We start from the raw sequence: 15,253 nt of genomic DNA, 5'->3' as shown, positions 1-15,253 counted from the left end.
TGAGAAGCCCCCTCTTTTGTTAAAAGAGGGGGCTTCATTTAAATGTTTGAAGAAAAGATTAAATGGGATCATAGTATATCCGGTAAGGGATTTTAGCAAGGAAGTCATCCGTGATATAATAGAAAATATAAAAAGCCCTGCAAAACAGGACTGTATTACTCTTCGTCTTTATTTTGTTTTTCTAATTCAACTAGCTTTTGAATTAAAATGTGCTGCGGCATATGCATGAGTTGTTCAAGTGGAACACCTAGTGCTTTTGATAAGCGGACTGCAGTATCTGGAGAAATTTGTAATGGTCTCATAGAAGTACCTCCTTTTTCGTATAGTATAGCATAAGATTGGGGGAGTGAGGATGACTCTTATATTTGCACATCGTGGTGCGGCTGGAACGTACCCAGAAAATACAATGATTTCATTTGAAGCGGCTGAGTCTTTTAGAGCGGATGGAATTGAACTTGATGTTCAATTAACGAAAGATGGAAAAGTTGTCGTCATTCATGATGAAACGGTGGACCGAACAACAAATGGAAAAGGTGCGGTTCGGAATTATGTATATGAGGATTTATGCAAGTTAGATGCAAGTTATAAATTTGGTGATAAAGTAGGGTTTTGTAAAATACCACTTTTAGAAGAGGTATTAGAATGGCTTGAACAAACGAGTTTGCTACTTAATATTGAACTTAAAAATAATAAAATTCCATACAGAGGTTTAGAGGAAGAAGTTATAACGCTTGTACGGAAATTTAGTTTAGAGGATCGTGTTATATTTTCTTCGTTTAATCACTACAGCATGAAACGGTGTCATATGATGGCTCCTGATATTCAAACAGCAATTTTATATCGCGAAGGTTTGCATAGTCCGTGGGCATACGCGAAAAAAATGGGGGCTACAGCAGTACATCCGAATTATCGTTACCTTCAAGATGCTATTGCTGAACTAACGATGGAAAGTGGTGTAGAGGTTCGCCCTTATACAATTAATGAAGAAACGCTTATGCGTAAATATTTTGATATGAATATATCGGCGATTATTACTGATTACCCTGAAACGGCAAGAACGTTGTTGCCAATAAAAAAATGAGACCGCGTGTAACGGTCTCATTTTTTTATTTATAAATAGTGGGGCCTTCCTATCTTCTAAAGCGAGCCTGTACTTTATTTCGTTTACGGTCTCGGTGCAAGACGAAGCCACCGAAGATATAAAACCCGAGCCCGAAGCAGAGAGCACCGATTAAAAATTGTAACCACAGTATAGAGATTGGTGGAAATAGAATCCCGAATACAGTATCTCTCATTAACTTTATACCAAACACAGCTAATGAAATAGGGATGAGTGCTAATAGTAGAGCAACGTAACGCTGCATACATAACTCTCCTTTTCAGATTATTTCGTATATTTTAATGATGTTATACGGAAAGGGGGTTTGTCAAGAGGGTGCTGAACGAGTAAGATAAGGGTGTGAAAAAATTTGCAGAGTTACTTCGAGAGGAAGTGTAATATATGAAACAAAAAGTATTAATTGTTGGTGCAGGTGAAGGCGGGAGCGCACTGCTGAATCTGTTACATAGTTCGAATATATTTCAAATTATAGGGATTATTGATATAAATCCGTTGGCAAAAGGATTACAAATTGCTAAGGAATATGGAATTGCAATTGGAGAAAGTGTAACTCCATTTCTTTCTATGCATATCGATGTAATATTTGATATGACAGGTGAAGATGATGTACATAAAGTTTTATTGGAAAAAAAGAAAAAAGACACTCTTCTTATACCAGGTGATATTGCAAAAATTGTTACAGGATTAGCGCATGAGAAGGAAGGGTTAATTGGGCGGTTAGAGGAACAAACGCAACAAGGAGAATTAATTTTAAATTCTACGCATGACGGCATGATCGTAATTGATCGAGAGGGACAAGTTCGTCTTTTTAATAAAAGTGCGGAGCGTATTATCGGATATAAAAAAGAAGAGGCGATAGGAAAATATATTTTAGAAGTCATTCCCACTAGTAAATTACTTCGCATTATACGTACGAAACAAATAGAAGTAAATTATGAACTAACATTAGAGAATGGAAAGAAAATTATTACAACGCGTATACCGATATTAAAAGAAGGCGGAGAGGTACAAGGGGCATTTGCAATTTTTAAAGATATAACAGAAGTTGTAGATTTAGCGGAAGAAGTTACAGACTTAAAAGAAATTCAAACACTATTAGAGGCAATTATCAACTCATCTGAAGAAGCGATTTCGGTTGTGGATGAAAAAGGAAGAGGTTTAGTCATTAACCCGGCATATACGAAATTAACGGGTCTAACAGAAGAAGATATTATTGGGAAGCCTGCTACAACTGATATTGTAGAAGGCGAAAGTATGCATATGAAAGTACTTCGAACGCGTCGTGCGGTGCGCGGAATACATATGAAGATTGGGCAAAAAAAGCGCGATGTAATTGTAAACGTAGCGCCAGTTATTGTGGATGGAATATTGAAAGGAAGCGTTGGCGTTATCCGTGACGTGTCGGAAATTCAAAAGTTAACAAATGAGTTGAATAGAGCAAGGCAAATTATTCGCACATTAGAAGCAAAATATTCATTTGATGATATTGTCGGAAATTCAGATGAAACAACGGCAGCTATCGAACAGGCGAAGCTAGGAGCGAATACACCAGCAACGGTACTGTTACGCGGTGAATCTGGGACTGGTAAAGAATTGTTTGCACATGCAATCCATAATGGAAGTAATCGAAAATACAATAAATTCGTCCGTGTAAACTGTGCGGCTATTTCGGAGACGTTGTTAGAAAGTGAATTATTTGGTTATGAGGAAGGGGCGTTTTCTGGAGCGAAAAGAGGCGGGAAACGTGGGTTCTTTGAGGAAGCGAATAACGGTAGTATTTTTTTAGATGAAATAGGGGAGTTATCTGCAAATACACAAGCGAAACTCCTTCGTGTATTGCAGGAAAAAGAAATTGTAAAAGTTGGTGGGACGAAAGCGATACCCATTAATGTTCGAGTAATTGCAGCGACACATGTGAATTTAGAAAAGGCTATTCTAGAAGGGAAGTTTAGGGAGGATTTATATTATCGATTAAATAAAATTCCAATTCAAATTCCATCTCTTCGTCAACGTAAAGGAGATATACCGAAAATTGCGGACAGGTTGATTCAAAAAATTAATCAAGATTATGGTCGTAATGTAGAAGGGCTCACTGATTCAGCTATTTTATATTTACAATCATACGAATGGCCAGGAAATGTGAGAGAACTTGAAAATATTTTAGGACGAGCGATTATTTTTATGAATTATAACGAGATCTATATTGATGTACAACATTTACCACCATTACATAATGAAGAGCAGGTAGAGTCAAAGCAATCTCATTTATTACCTGAATTAGAAGAAAAGCCACTTGAACATTTAGTAACAGAGTTTGAAGGGAATATTATTCATGAATATTTGGAGAGATTTGATGGGAATAAAACACAAACTGCAAAAGCGTTAGGAATTTCCGTTCGAAATTTATATTATAAGCTAGAAAAGTATGACCATGCAAAAAATAGCATGCAATAAATTGCGTACCGTGCAATTTATTGCATGGTATACAAAAAGCGACAAAATAAGACAGAATCTTTTGTTATTTTCCAAAGTATTGATTTTACTGCATTTTGAATGCGTTTTCATTATTGGTAAGACCACTTTTAAAAGTTGGCACGGTATTTGCTTTATAAATAGACGAGGGACGACGGAAAGGGTTGATTACAAAATATGAAGTTAGAATACTTAATTGATCAAGCAGCGGGACAGCCTAAAAAAACTGTAGCTGTAGCAGTAGCTGAAGATCATGAAGTAATTGAAGCTGTAGCGAAAGCAATTAAATTACAGCTAGCTCAATTTCGTCTATATGGAAATCAAGAAAAAATAATGGGGATGCTACAAGAACATGGTTTACAAACTTCAGAACATGTTGAAGTGATTGCAGCAATGTCTAATGCAGAGGCTGCAGAACTTTCTGTTAAATCTGTGAGAAATGGTGAGGCAGACGTGCTTATGAAGGGTAACATCCCAACAGCGAATATTTTGAAGGCTGTGTTAAACAAAGAGTGGGGCCTACGTAAAGGTAGCGTACTTTCACATGTAGCAGCATTTGAAGTTCCAAATTATGATCGTCTTATTTTCGTTACAGATGCAGCGATGAACATCGCACCTGATGTAACACAAAAAGCTGCTATTATACAAAATACTGTAGAAGTTGCCCGGGCAATAGGAATCGACTTGCCAAAAGTGGCACCAATTGCAGCAGTAGAAGTTGTGAATCCAGCGATGCAGGCGACAATTGATGCAGCGATGTTAACACAAATGAATCGCCGCGGACAAATTAAAGATTGTATCGTTGATGGACCACTTGCTTTAGATAATGCAGTATCACAAATTGCAGCAGAGCATAAAGGCATAGTAAGTGATGTAGCAGGTAAGGCAGATATTTTACTCGTCCCAACGATTGAAGCTGGAAATGTGCTATATAAATCACTCGTATACTTTGCGGATGCAAAAGTAGGAGCAATGATTGCTGGCGCAAAAGCACCGATTGTTTTAACATCTCGTGCTGATTCAGCAGAAACAAAAGTATATTCATTAGCATTGGCAGTTGCGACTGCTTCAAAATAAACCAAAAAGGGTAAAACATTAGGGGGAAACGACAATGACATTAGAAATCTTCGAATACTTAGAAAAATATGATTATGAGCAAGTGGTATTTTGTCAAGATAAAGAATCTGGTTTAAAAGCAATTATTGCAATTCATGATACAACACTTGGACCGGCTCTTGGTGGAACAAGAATGTGGACATATGATTCTGAAGAAGCGGCGATTGAAGATGCATTGCGTCTTGCAAAAGGGATGACATACAAAAACGCAGCAGCTGGTTTAAACTTAGGTGGTGCGAAAACAGTAATTATTGGTGATCCTCGTAAAGATAAGAGCGAAGCAATGTTCCGTGCACTAGGACGTTATATCCAAGGACTAAACGGACGATACATTACAGCTGAAGATGTTGGTACAACAGTAGATGATATGGATATTATCCACGAAGAAACTGACTTTGTAACAGGTATCTCACCATCATTCGGTTCTTCTGGTAACCCATCTCCAGTAACTGCATACGGTGTTTATCGTGGTATGAAAGCAGCTGCAAAAGAAGCTTTCGGTACTGACAATTTAGAAGGAAAAGTAATTGCTGTTCAAGGCGTTGGTAACGTAGCATATCATCTATGCAAACATTTACACGCTGAAGGAGCAAAATTAATCGTTACAGATATTAATAAAGAAGCTGTACAACGTGCTGTAGAAGAATTCGGTGCATCAGCAGTTGAACCAAATGAAATTTACGGTGTGGAATGCGATATTTACGCACCATGTGCATTAGGCGCAACAGTTAATGATGAAACTATTCCACAACTTAAAGCAAAAGTAATCGCAGGTTCTGCAAATAACCAATTAAAAGAAGATCGTCACGGTGACATCATTCATGAAATGGGTATTGTATACGCACCAGATTATGTAATTAATGCAGGTGGCGTAATTAACGTAGCAGACGAATTATATGGATACAATAGAGAACGTGCACTAAAACGTGTTGAGTCTATTTATGACACGATTGCAAAAGTAATCGAAATTTCAAAACGCGATGGCATAGCAACTTATGTAGCGGCAGATCGTCTAGCTGAAGAGCGCATTGCAAGCTTGAAGAATTCTCGTAGCACTTACTTACGCAACGGTCACGATATTATTAGCCGTCGCTAATCATTCATATATAACTTTTACAAAAGGTGTGGTTACCTCTTATGAGGTTTCCACTTCCTTTTGAATTTATTAGTGGAGGTAGCAACATTGTCTGTAAATCGAATTCTTGTTATTAACCCAGGTAGTACATCCACAAAAATTGGTGTTTTTGATAATGAAAGACCCGTTCTAGAAGAAACGATTCGTCATGACGTAGAACAGATTGGAAAATATAAGAGAATTATCGACCAATATGAGTTTCGAAAAGAAACGATTTTAGAAGTTCTACATTCTCATGGTATTAACATTTCAAAATTAAACGCTGTTTGTGGGCGTGGTGGATTACTTCGTCCAATCGAAGGCGGTACGTATACAGTAAACGATGCGATGTTAGAAGATTTGAAAAATGGCTTTAGCGGTCATCACGCTTCAAACCTTGGAGGCATTTTAGCATATGAAATTGCTTCTGGATTAAACATTCCTGCATTCATTGTAGATCCTGTCGTTGTAGATGAGATGGAGCCGGTTGCTCGTATAAGTGGCATTGCTGGTATGGAACGCAAAAGTATCTTCCATGCATTAAATCAAAAAGCAGTTGCTCGTAAAGTAGCTGAACAGTTAAATCACAAATACGAGGATTTAAATTTATTAGTTACACATATGGGTGGCGGTATTACAGTTGGTGCTCATAAAAAAGGAAGAGTAATCGATGTGAATAACGGTTTAAACGGAGAAGGACCATTTAGTCCAGAGCGCGCTGGTACAGTACCAGTAGGGCAACTAGTAGAAATGTGTTTCTCTGGTGAGTATTACCGTGATGAAATGATTAAAAAACTTGTCGGACAAGGTGGACTTGTAAGTTTAATCGGTACAAATGATGCGATTAAAGTAGAGCAAATGGTTGAAAAAGGTGATCCTGAAGCAACTCTTATTTATAAAGCAATGGCATATCAAGTTGCAAAAGAGATTGGCGGAGCTAGCGCTGTACTTCACGGGAAAATCGATGCAATCGTATTAACTGGTGGACTGGCATACAGTAAAATTCTTGTAGATGAAATAAAAGAGCGAGTGGACTGGATTGCAGATGTTATCGTACATCCAGGCGAAGATGAGTTAGAAGCGTTAGCAGAAGGAGCACTTCGTGTATTACGTGAAGAAGAAGCTCCAAAAGAATACGTTGTACGTGAAAAAGAAACGGTAGCTAGGGGTTGAGATAATGGCAAAAGAATATGATTTAGTCATCGTTGGCGGCGGTACTGGTGGATATGTTGCTGCAATTCGTGCATCACAATTAGGGTTAAAAACAGCACTAGTCGAAAAAGAAAATCTTGGTGGTACTTGTTTACACAAAGGATGTATTCCTAGTAAAGCTCTTTTACGTAGTGCGGAAGTATATGCAACTGCTAAAAAAAGCGAAGAGTTCGGAGTTATTGCAAGCAATGTAGAACTAAACTTTGCAAAAGTACAAGAGCGTAAAGAGAAGATTGTAACGCAGCTTCATAAAGGCGTTCAACATTTAATGAAACAAGGTAAAATTGATGTGTTTGAAGGTATTGGTCGTATTCTTGGCCCGTCTATTTTCTCTCCTATGCCAGGGACAATTTCAGTTGAACTTGCAAGTGGAGAAGAGAATGAAATGTTAATTCCAAAAAATGTACTTGTTGCAACAGGTTCTCGTCCAAATTCATTACCAGGTTTAGAATTAGATGGAGAATACGTAATGTCTTCGGATCATGCCCTAAAAATGGAAACGCTTCCTAGTTCGATTATTATCGTTGGTGGCGGTGTAATCGGTATTGAGTGGGCATCTATGCTTGCTGACTTCGGTGTAGAAGTTACAGTATTAGAGTATGCAAAAACGATATTACCACTAGAAGATCAAGACGTTTCAAAAGAAATGCAACGTCTATTCAAGAAAAAAGGTATTAAAGTGGTAACTGGTGCAAAAGTATTACCAGAAACATTGGTAAAAGATAATGGAGTAACAATCCAAGCTGAACACAACGGTGAAAATAAAGAATTTAAAGCAGAAAAAATGCTTGTATCTGTAGGAAGACAAGCGAATACGCAAAATATTGGCTTAGAGAACACAGATATCGTTGTGGAAAAAGGATACATTCAAACAAATGAGTTTTATCAAACGAAAGAATCGCATATTTACGCAATTGGAGATGTAATCGGTGGCCTGCAACTTGCTCACGTTGCTTCTCATGAAGGAATTGCTGCAGTAGAACATATTGCAGGGAAAGAAGTTACACCAATTGATTACTCTATGGTATCAAAATGCGTATATAGCAGTCCAGAAGTTGCTTCTGTCGGTTTAACAGAACAAGAAGCGAAAGAAAAAGGCTATAAGTTAAAAGTAGGTAAGTTCTCATTCCGCGCAATCGGAAAAGCACTTGTATACGGAGAATCAGATGGTTTCGTAAAACTTGTAGTTGATGAAGAGACAAATGACATTCTTGGTGTTCATATGATTGGACCGCATGTAACAGATATGATTTCTGAAGCTGGTCTTGCAAGAGTACTTGATGCAACACCTTGGGAAGTAGCACATACAATTCATCCGCATCCATCATTATCTGAGGCGATTGGTGAAGCAGCACTTGCTGTAGATGGAAGAGCGTTACACGCATAAAAATGTGGATTTAGGAGGTTATGAAAAATGGCAGAAGTAAAAGAAAAGCGCCATGAAGAGCTTGGCTTAAGTGATGAGCAAGTATTAGAAATGTTCCGTACGATGTTACTTGCACGTAAAATCGACGAACGTATGTGGTTATTAAACCGCGCTGGTAAAATTCCATTCGTAATTTCTTGTCAAGGACAAGAGGCTGCACAAGTTGGAGCGGCGTTCGCTCTTGATAGAGAGAAAGATTATGCATTACCATACTATCGTGATATGGGTGTTGTACTAGCATTTGGTATGACAGCTAAAGAGCTTATGTTGTCTGCTTTCGCGAAAGCTGGAGATCCAAACTCTGGTGGTCGTCAAATGCCTGGTCACTTCGGTCAAAAGAAAAATCGTATTGTTACAGGTTCATCTCCAGTAACAACGCAAGTACCACATGCAGTTGGTATTGCACTAGCTGGAAAAATGGAGAAGAAAGATTTAGTAACGTTCGTTACATTTGGAGAAGGTTCTTCAAACCAAGGTGACTTCCATGAAGGGGCAAACTTTGCTGGTGTACACAAACTACCTGTTATTTTTATGTGTGAAAATAACAAATATGCAATCTCTATTCCAGTTGAAAAACAATTGGCATGTAAAAACGTATCAGATCGTGCGATTGGTTACGGTATGCCTGGATATACAATAGACGGAAACGATCCGCTTGCAGTATATAAAGCTGTAAAAGAAGCAGCAGATCGCGGTCGTCGTGGTGAAGGCCCAACTTTAATTGAAACAGTATCATATCGTTTAACAGCACATTCTAGTGACGATGATGATCGTGTTTATCGTGATAAAGAAGAAGTAGAAGAAGCAAAGAAAAAAGATTCAATTATAACATTCGCGGCTTATTTAAAAGAAGCTGGTGTGTTAACTGAGGAATCGGAAAAACAAATGTTAGACGAAATTATGCATATCGTAAATGAAGCAACAGAATATGCAGAAAATGCTCCGTATGCAGCACCTGAAGATGCATTGAAGCACGTATACGCAGAATAGGGGGGAACGTTTCATGGCTGTAATGTCTTATATTGATGCTATTACATTAGCAATGCGCGAAGAAATGGAACGCGATGAGAAAGTATTCGTTTTAGGAGAAGATGTTGGTAAAAAAGGTGGCGTGTTTAAAGCGACACACGGTTTGTATGATCAATTTGGTGAAGATCGTGCGCTTGATGCACCGCTTGCAGAATCTGCAATTGCTGGGGTAGCAATTGGTGCGGCAATGTATGGTATGCGTCCAATCGCTGAAATGCAGTTTGCTGATTTCATCATGCCAGCAGTAAACCAAATTGTTTCTGAGGCAGCAAAAATTCGTTATCGTTCTAATAATGATTGGACTTGTCCAGTTACAATCCGTGCACCATTTGGTGGGGGGGTTCACGGTGCATTGTATCATTCACAATCTGTAGAAGCGATGTTTGCAAACCAACCAGGTTTAAAAATCGTTATCCCTTCTACACCATATGATGCAAAAGGCTTATTAAAAGCAGCCATTCGTGATGAAGATCCAGTATTATTCTTCGAACATAAACGTGCATATCGTTTAATTAAAGGTGAAGTGCCGGAGGATGACTACGTATTACCAATCGGAAAAGCAGATGTAAAACGTGAAGGTGATGATATTACAGTTATCACGTACGGATTATGTGTTCATTTTGCTCTTCAAGCGGCTGAAAAGTTAGCACAAGATGGCATCTCTGCACACATTCTTGATTTACGTACTGTATATCCATTAGATAAAGAAGCAATCATTGAAGCAGCTTCTAAAACAGGTAAAGTTCTTCTTGTAACAGAAGACAATAAAGAAGGAAGCATTATGAGTGAAGTGGCAGCAATTATTGCTGAAAACTGTCTATTTGATTTAGATGCGCCAATCGCACGTCTTGCAGGTCCAGACGTTCCAGCAATGCCATATGCACCAACAATGGAAAAATTCTTTATGGTAAATCCAGATAAAGTTGAAAAAGCAATGCGTGAACTTGCGGAATTTTAATCGGGGGGACTATACATGGCTGTAGAAAATATTACAATGCCTCAGCTCGGGGAGAGCGTTACAGAGGGCACAATTAGTAAATGGCTCGTTAATGTTGGCGATCACGTAAACAAGTATGATCCGCTTGCAGAAGTAATGACTGATAAAGTAAATGCTGAAGTACCATCTTCTTTCACGGGGATTGTAAAAGAGTTAATCGCTGGTGAAGGTGATACGTTAGCTGTAGGTGAAGTAGTTTGTGTGATTCAAGTAGAAGGCGCAGATGAAGTAGCAGCAACAGCTGTTGAGGAAAAAACGAAAGAAGAACCAAAGGTGGAAGTAGCTACGTCTGAAAAAGCACCGAAAGTAAAACAACCAACTGATGGAAAACCACGTTTTTCACCAGCTGTGTTAAAACTTGCGGGTGAGCATAACGTTGATTTAGATCTAGTAGAAGGTACGGGAGCAAACGGCCGTATCACTCGTAAAGATATTTTAAAGCTAGTGGAATCTGGAAATATTCCGCAAGCAGGTGCGGCGAAGAAAGAGGAAGCTGTAGCGGCAGTAGTAGAAGCTCGCCCAGAAGCACCAAAAGCAGCACCAGTAGCGCAAAAAGTAGAAGCCGCGAAACCAGTTTCTGTACCTACAATGCCTGGAGATATCGAAATTCCAGTAACAGGTGTGCGTAAAGCAATCGCAGCAAACATGTTACGTAGTAAACACGAAGCACCACATGCTTGGATGATGATTGAAGTAGATGTGACAAACCTTGTGTCATACCGTAACTCAATTAAAGGTGACTTTAAGAAGCGTGAAGGCTTTAACTTAACGTTCTTTGCTTTCTTCGTAAAAGCAGTAGCACAAGCGTTAAAAGAGTATCCTCAAATTAATTCAATGTGGGCTGGCGATAAAATTGTTCAGAAGAAAGATATTAACCTTTCTATCGCTGTTGCAACAGAGGAAGAACTATTTGTACCAGTAATTAAGCAAGCGGACGAGAAAACAATTAAAGGTATCGCTCGTGAAATTACAGAACTGGCAGGAAAAGTACGTACGAAATCGTTAAAAGCAGACGAAATGCAAGGTGGAACATTTACAATTAATAACACAGGATCATTCGGTTCTGTTCAATCTATGGGTATTATTAATTACCCACAAGCGGCTATTTTACAAGTTGAATCAATTGTAAAGCGCCCAGTAATTATGGATAACGGTATGTTCGGTGCTCGTGACATGGTTAACTTATGTTTATCACTTGATCACCGAGTACTTGATGGTTTAATTTGTGGTAAGTTCTTAGGGCGTGTTAAAGAAATTTTAGAAAACATGTCAGAAAATAATACATCTGTATATTAATAAAAAGCTCGCTTATGCGAGCTTTTTATTATCGTATTTCTTCATCTACATCCTACTATATGTATAAATACCTTTCCCAGTAATCTTACAATAAATGATTATGTATTAGGAATTTACGAAAATACATTGCTGATATATGGTATATGGATATAAAATAAGAAAAGAATAATTTTTTTGGCAAATCTTACTGATGAAACTGTAGTATAATATATTGTATTGTATGAAAAAGAGAGTTATTCTATATAAGTGTTTTATAGATAATGTGTAATCAGTCGTCAAAACATGAAGAATGTTGACTCCTGGTTTTTTATTTTTGCCGTAACAATGTTTCAGGAGGATGTCATGAAAAGAAGTACCGAGTTTCTAAAAAGTTTAGATGTAAAATTAATTTTAATTTTGTGTGCACTATGTGTGACGAGTATAGCTGCTATATATAGCAGTCAGCAAACGGGACAGTATGGAGCTGCAAACTTTGCTATGAAACAAGGTGTTAACTACATAATTGGGGTTGTATTGTTACTTCTTGTTGCAAGCATTGATTTAGATCAGTTACAAAAATTATCTTGGCCGCTTTATATTGCAGGGTTTGCTTCACTTATTCTTTTGAAAGTATTACCAGCATCAGGTTTTACACCTGAAAAGTTAGGTGCAAAAAGATGGTTTGTTTTCCCGGTATTTGGACAAATTCAGCCGTCTGAGTTTTTCAAAATTGCATTGCTACTTGTAGTAGCGAGTATAGCAGTGAAACATAATGCACAGTATATGGCAAGGACATTCCAAACAGATTTAAAGCTAGTAGGTAAAATTATGCTAGTTTCACTTCCGCCTATGGCGGTTGTATATAGTCAACCGGATACAGGTATGGTGTTCTTATATGCTGCTGCTATTGCATGTATTTTATTTATGTCAGGTATTCAAAAGAAATTGATAGCATTATGTACAGTTATTCCGTTGACCATATTATCTGCTTTAATATTTATTTTCTTTAAGTATCAAGATTTTTTCTATAATAATTTAGTTACTTTACTAAAACCTCACCAACAGTCGCGTATTGTAGGTTGGTTAAATCCATTTGAAAATGCAGATCAAGGTTACCAAACGCAACAATCGATTTTAGCTGTAGGTAGTGGAGGAATGGAAGGTAAAGGGTTTGGGGGAGGCAGCGTCTATATCCCAGAGAAGCATACTGACTTTATTTTCGCTACAATTGCCGAAGAAGGTGGATTTATCGTAGCAGCGTTAGTTGTCTTCTTGTTCCTGTTGCTACTATATCGAACAATTATTATTGGTTATTCCGCTGATAATTTATTTGGTACATTATTATGCGCTGGATCGATCGGTATATTAACAGTTCAAATATTCCAAAACATCGGTATGATCGTTGGGTTAATGCCTGTAAAAGGTATTGCATTACCTTTCTTATCGTATGGGGGAAGTTCCTTATTCTCGAATATGATTATGATGGGGCTCATACTATCGGTACGGAAAACTTATAAAAAATATATGTTTTCAGTTAAGTAAAAAAAGCTGGTTCGTTTTTTAACGAACCAGCTTTTTTACATATATGCTCATAAACGTTGCAAACTAAAACAGGATAGCAGTTTGAGACGGGTAAGGAGTGCAAAGTGATGCATATGCATATTTTTGAAGGAGCACGGCATCTTTCTAATAGTGAATGGGTTATTCGGGCTATTATAGCATACATATTTTTAATATTAGTTGCGAAAGCAATGGGGCAAAGGTCTATCGCACAACTTCGTTTTTTAGATGTTGTATTAGTGTTATTGCTTGGTGGGAATATTTCTAACGCATTGTCTGATGAAAAAGTAGGGTTACTGGGCTCGATGATTACAACGTTCATACTCGTTGTACTTCATATTATAAGCTCAGTTTTAATGCTGAAATGGGATAGATGGAGACGCTTTTTAGAGCCAGCACCTATCATTCTTATACATAATGGTTCCATTGATTTTAGCAATTTGAAAAAGGCGAGAATTACCGTGGAATATTTGTTTTCGGAACTTCGTATGCGAAATGTGAGCGATATTCAAACGATTAAATTAGCATTATGGGAAGCGAACGGTGTCGTTTCTATATTTCGGTATCCAGAATATGAAGCAGTTTCGCGGCTTGATCTTAAAGTGGCGGGAAGAAAATCTCCAGTTTCTTTTGTATTAGTAAAGGATGGGAGGATTCAGAAAGATGTTCTTGCATTATTAGGAAAAACAGAAGCGTGGGCGAGAGAATTTCTAGAGGAGAGTACAGAAGTCGAATCCATTATGTTAGCTACAGTAGATGAATCACATAAAATAAATATTTTGTTAAAAAAATGAAAAATATACGCATTTTGTCGTTTCGTACATATGATACAATAGTGTGGACAACGAAAAAGGAGGCGATACGGTGGGATATGTAGAAGAATTACGAAAAATAGTTGGTCATCGCCCTTTAATTTTAGTTGGTGCTGTTGTACTCGTTATAAATGAAAATGGTTATGTTTTATTGCAGCAGCGGACAGAGCCGTACGGAAAATGGGGGCTACCTGGCGGGCTAATGGAGCTTAGTGAATCACCAGAAGAAACAGCTTATCGTGAAGTATATGAAGAGACAGGAATAAAAGTGAAGAACTTGCGACTAATCAATGTATTTTCTGGAGCGAACTACTTTACAAAATTAGCAAACGGTGATGAATTTCAATCTGTAACAACCGCCTATTATACGGATGAATACGAAGGGGATTTTGTTATGAATAAAGAAGAAGCAGTTCAGCTTAAATTCTTTTCAGTAACAGAACTACCTGACTATATTGTAGGATCGCATAAAAAAATGATTGTTGAATATATGAAGATTATGGAAAAAAAGATATAATAAAAGTGAAAGAAATACAAAAACACAGCTCTGGTTGGTAGTCCAGACGCATGATTTCATGTCAGTAACCTTCCCCTCCGGGATGTCCCGTATTTCTAATTTTTTAAAGGAGGGGCTGTCAATGGAGTTGACAGTATATCACGATGGCCAATTTTTTGTTGGAATCATTACATGTAAAGAACAAGGGAAATTGTATGGAGCAAGGTATATTTTTGGAGCGGAACCGTCAGATGAAGAAGTGCTTATGTTTGTGAATAGTTCACTTTTAGAGCATTTTCAGCATTTTGCAAAATGTGGTGTAGAAGTTAAAGAAAAACAGCGTCCTAAAAACATAAAGCGTATCATACGACAAGCAGCAAAAGAAACAAATGTTAAACGTTTTACTAAGGCGCAAGAGGCGATTAGTTTATCTTATGAATTGCATAAACAAGAAAAGAAAGTGCAGTCTAAGGAGAAGCGAGAAGCTGAAAAAGAAAGAAGACGTTTAATTAAAGTACAAAAAGCAAAGCAAAAACATCGTGGTCATTAAAGAAAAGGTGTTAGAGCAATTGCTCTAACTCCTTTTCTATACTTAAATACACGTAAACTTACTTGTATTTCATA

General features: G+C 37.7%; 15 protein-coding genes. 13 read left to right on the top strand and 2 right to left on the bottom strand.

Features of this window, described 5'->3' with window-relative positions; all coding sequences use genetic code 11:
* Positions 1 to 155 precede the first annotated feature (155 nt).
* A complete protein-coding gene (locus N2V79_RS20445; protein ID WP_001247671.1) occupies positions 156 to 302 on the bottom strand; it encodes a YycC family protein in 147 nt (48 codons plus the stop codon).
* Positions 303 to 352: 50 nt separating this feature from the next.
* Here N2V79_RS20445 and N2V79_RS20440 point away from each other — a divergent pair, with 50 nt between their 5' ends.
* The gene (locus tag N2V79_RS20440; RefSeq protein WP_000172580.1) at positions 353 to 1,081 is read left to right on the top strand and encodes a glycerophosphodiester phosphodiesterase; all 729 of its coding nucleotides are present in this window, start codon (positions 353 to 355) and stop codon (positions 1,079 to 1,081) included.
* Between the two features lie 49 nt (positions 1,082 to 1,130).
* Here the strand turns inward: N2V79_RS20440 and N2V79_RS20435 are convergent, their stop codons facing one another.
* Entirely contained in the window at positions 1,131 to 1,364 is a 234-nt protein-coding gene (locus N2V79_RS20435; RefSeq protein ID WP_001190211.1) for a DUF2627 domain-containing protein, read from the bottom strand.
* A gap of 137 nt (positions 1,365 to 1,501) precedes the next feature.
* Here N2V79_RS20435 and N2V79_RS20430 point away from each other — a divergent pair, with 137 nt between their 5' ends.
* The 12 genes from N2V79_RS20430 to N2V79_RS20375 all read left to right on the top strand — a co-directional run bounded on the left by N2V79_RS20430 (position 1,502) and on the right by N2V79_RS20375 (position 15,179).
* A complete protein-coding gene (locus N2V79_RS20430; protein WP_023522991.1) occupies positions 1,502 to 3,574 on the top strand; it encodes a sigma-54 interaction domain-containing protein in 2,073 nt (690 codons plus the stop codon).
* Between the two features lie 195 nt (positions 3,575 to 3,769).
* Positions 3,770 to 4,669 (top strand): phosphate butyryltransferase, encoded by a 900-nt coding sequence (gene yqiS, locus N2V79_RS20425; protein WP_053563676.1) that lies wholly within the window; start codon positions 3,770 to 3,772, stop codon positions 4,667 to 4,669.
* Between the two features lie 34 nt (positions 4,670 to 4,703).
* Positions 4,704 to 5,804, top strand: coding sequence for a leucine dehydrogenase (locus N2V79_RS20420; protein ID WP_000171355.1), 1,101 nt, complete (start codon positions 4,704 to 4,706; stop codon positions 5,802 to 5,804).
* An 87-nt stretch (positions 5,805 to 5,891) separates the two neighbouring features.
* Positions 5,892 to 6,995 carry a butyrate kinase gene (gene buk / locus N2V79_RS20415; RefSeq protein ID WP_000115781.1) on the top strand — a complete coding sequence of 368 codons (1,104 nt, stop codon included), beginning with the start codon at positions 5,892 to 5,894 and terminating at the stop codon, positions 6,993 to 6,995.
* A 4-nt stretch (positions 6,996 to 6,999) separates the two neighbouring features.
* A complete protein-coding gene (lpdA, locus tag N2V79_RS20410) occupies positions 7,000 to 8,421 on the top strand; it encodes a dihydrolipoyl dehydrogenase (protein ID WP_001051295.1) in 1,422 nt (473 codons plus the stop codon).
* Between the two features lie 27 nt (positions 8,422 to 8,448).
* Positions 8,449 to 9,450: a 3-methyl-2-oxobutanoate dehydrogenase subunit alpha gene (gene bfmBAA / locus N2V79_RS20405; protein WP_000852551.1), complete on the top strand. Its 1,002-nt coding sequence runs from the start codon at positions 8,449 to 8,451 to the stop codon at positions 9,448 to 9,450.
* Between the two features lie 13 nt (positions 9,451 to 9,463).
* The gene (gene bfmBAB / locus N2V79_RS20400) at positions 9,464 to 10,447 is read left to right on the top strand and encodes a 3-methyl-2-oxobutanoate dehydrogenase subunit beta (RefSeq protein ID WP_000290071.1); all 984 of its coding nucleotides are present in this window, start codon (positions 9,464 to 9,466) and stop codon (positions 10,445 to 10,447) included.
* Positions 10,448 to 10,462: 15 nt separating this feature from the next.
* On the top strand, positions 10,463 to 11,782 hold the full coding sequence (locus N2V79_RS20395; RefSeq protein ID WP_048655603.1) for a dihydrolipoamide acetyltransferase family protein: 1,320 nt from the start codon (positions 10,463 to 10,465) through the stop codon (positions 11,780 to 11,782).
* 342 nt (positions 11,783 to 12,124) lie between these two features.
* Positions 12,125 to 13,303: an FtsW/RodA/SpoVE family cell cycle protein gene (locus tag N2V79_RS20390; protein ID WP_075716802.1), complete on the top strand. Its 1,179-nt coding sequence runs from the start codon at positions 12,125 to 12,127 to the stop codon at positions 13,301 to 13,303.
* Between the two features lie 107 nt (positions 13,304 to 13,410).
* Entirely contained in the window at positions 13,411 to 14,115 is a 705-nt protein-coding gene (locus N2V79_RS20385) for a DUF421 domain-containing protein (RefSeq protein ID WP_000550963.1), read from the top strand.
* 70 nt (positions 14,116 to 14,185) lie between these two features.
* A complete protein-coding gene (locus N2V79_RS20380) occupies positions 14,186 to 14,650 on the top strand; it encodes an NUDIX hydrolase (protein WP_053563679.1) in 465 nt (154 codons plus the stop codon).
* Between the two features lie 121 nt (positions 14,651 to 14,771).
* Positions 14,772 to 15,179, top strand: a complete 408-nt coding sequence (locus tag N2V79_RS20375; protein ID WP_000424203.1) for a YjdF family protein — start codon at positions 14,772 to 14,774, stop codon at positions 15,177 to 15,179.
* Positions 15,180 to 15,253: the final 74 nt, after the last annotated feature.

Source organism: Bacillus sp. CH_70, assembly GCF_038007045.1.
Classification (GTDB): Bacteria; Bacillota; Bacilli; order Bacillales; family Bacillaceae_G; genus Bacillus_A; species Bacillus_A cereus.
This window is presented reverse-complemented; position numbering and strand designations above follow the sequence as displayed.

Coding starts and splice junctions, on each gene's coding strand:
- N2V79_RS20430 (WP_023522991.1), top strand. CDS start 1,502: ATGAAACAAAAAGTATTAATTGTTGGTGCAGGTGAAGGCGGGAGCGCA.
- N2V79_RS20395 (WP_048655603.1), top strand. CDS start 10,463: ATGGCTGTAGAAAATATTACAATGCCTCAGCTCGGGGAGAGCGTTACA.
- bfmBAB (WP_000290071.1), top strand. CDS start 9,464: ATGGCTGTAATGTCTTATATTGATGCTATTACATTAGCAATGCGCGAA.
- bfmBAA (WP_000852551.1), top strand. CDS start 8,449: ATGGCAGAAGTAAAAGAAAAGCGCCATGAAGAGCTTGGCTTAAGTGAT.
- N2V79_RS20420 (WP_000171355.1), top strand. CDS start 4,704: ATGACATTAGAAATCTTCGAATACTTAGAAAAATATGATTATGAGCAA.
- N2V79_RS20445 (WP_001247671.1), bottom strand. CDS start 302: ATGAGACCATTACAAATTTCTCCAGATACTGCAGTCCGCTTATCAAAA.
- N2V79_RS20390 (WP_075716802.1), top strand. CDS start 12,125: ATGAAAAGAAGTACCGAGTTTCTAAAAAGTTTAGATGTAAAATTAATT.
- N2V79_RS20435 (WP_001190211.1), bottom strand. CDS start 1,364: ATGCAGCGTTACGTTGCTCTACTATTAGCACTCATCCCTATTTCATTA.
- N2V79_RS20440 (WP_000172580.1), top strand. CDS start 353: ATGACTCTTATATTTGCACATCGTGGTGCGGCTGGAACGTACCCAGAA.
- yqiS (WP_053563676.1), top strand. CDS start 3,770: ATGAAGTTAGAATACTTAATTGATCAAGCAGCGGGACAGCCTAAAAAA.
- lpdA (WP_001051295.1), top strand. CDS start 7,000: ATGGCAAAAGAATATGATTTAGTCATCGTTGGCGGCGGTACTGGTGGA.
- N2V79_RS20385 (WP_000550963.1), top strand. CDS start 13,411: ATGCATATGCATATTTTTGAAGGAGCACGGCATCTTTCTAATAGTGAA.
- N2V79_RS20375 (WP_000424203.1), top strand. CDS start 14,772: ATGGAGTTGACAGTATATCACGATGGCCAATTTTTTGTTGGAATCATT.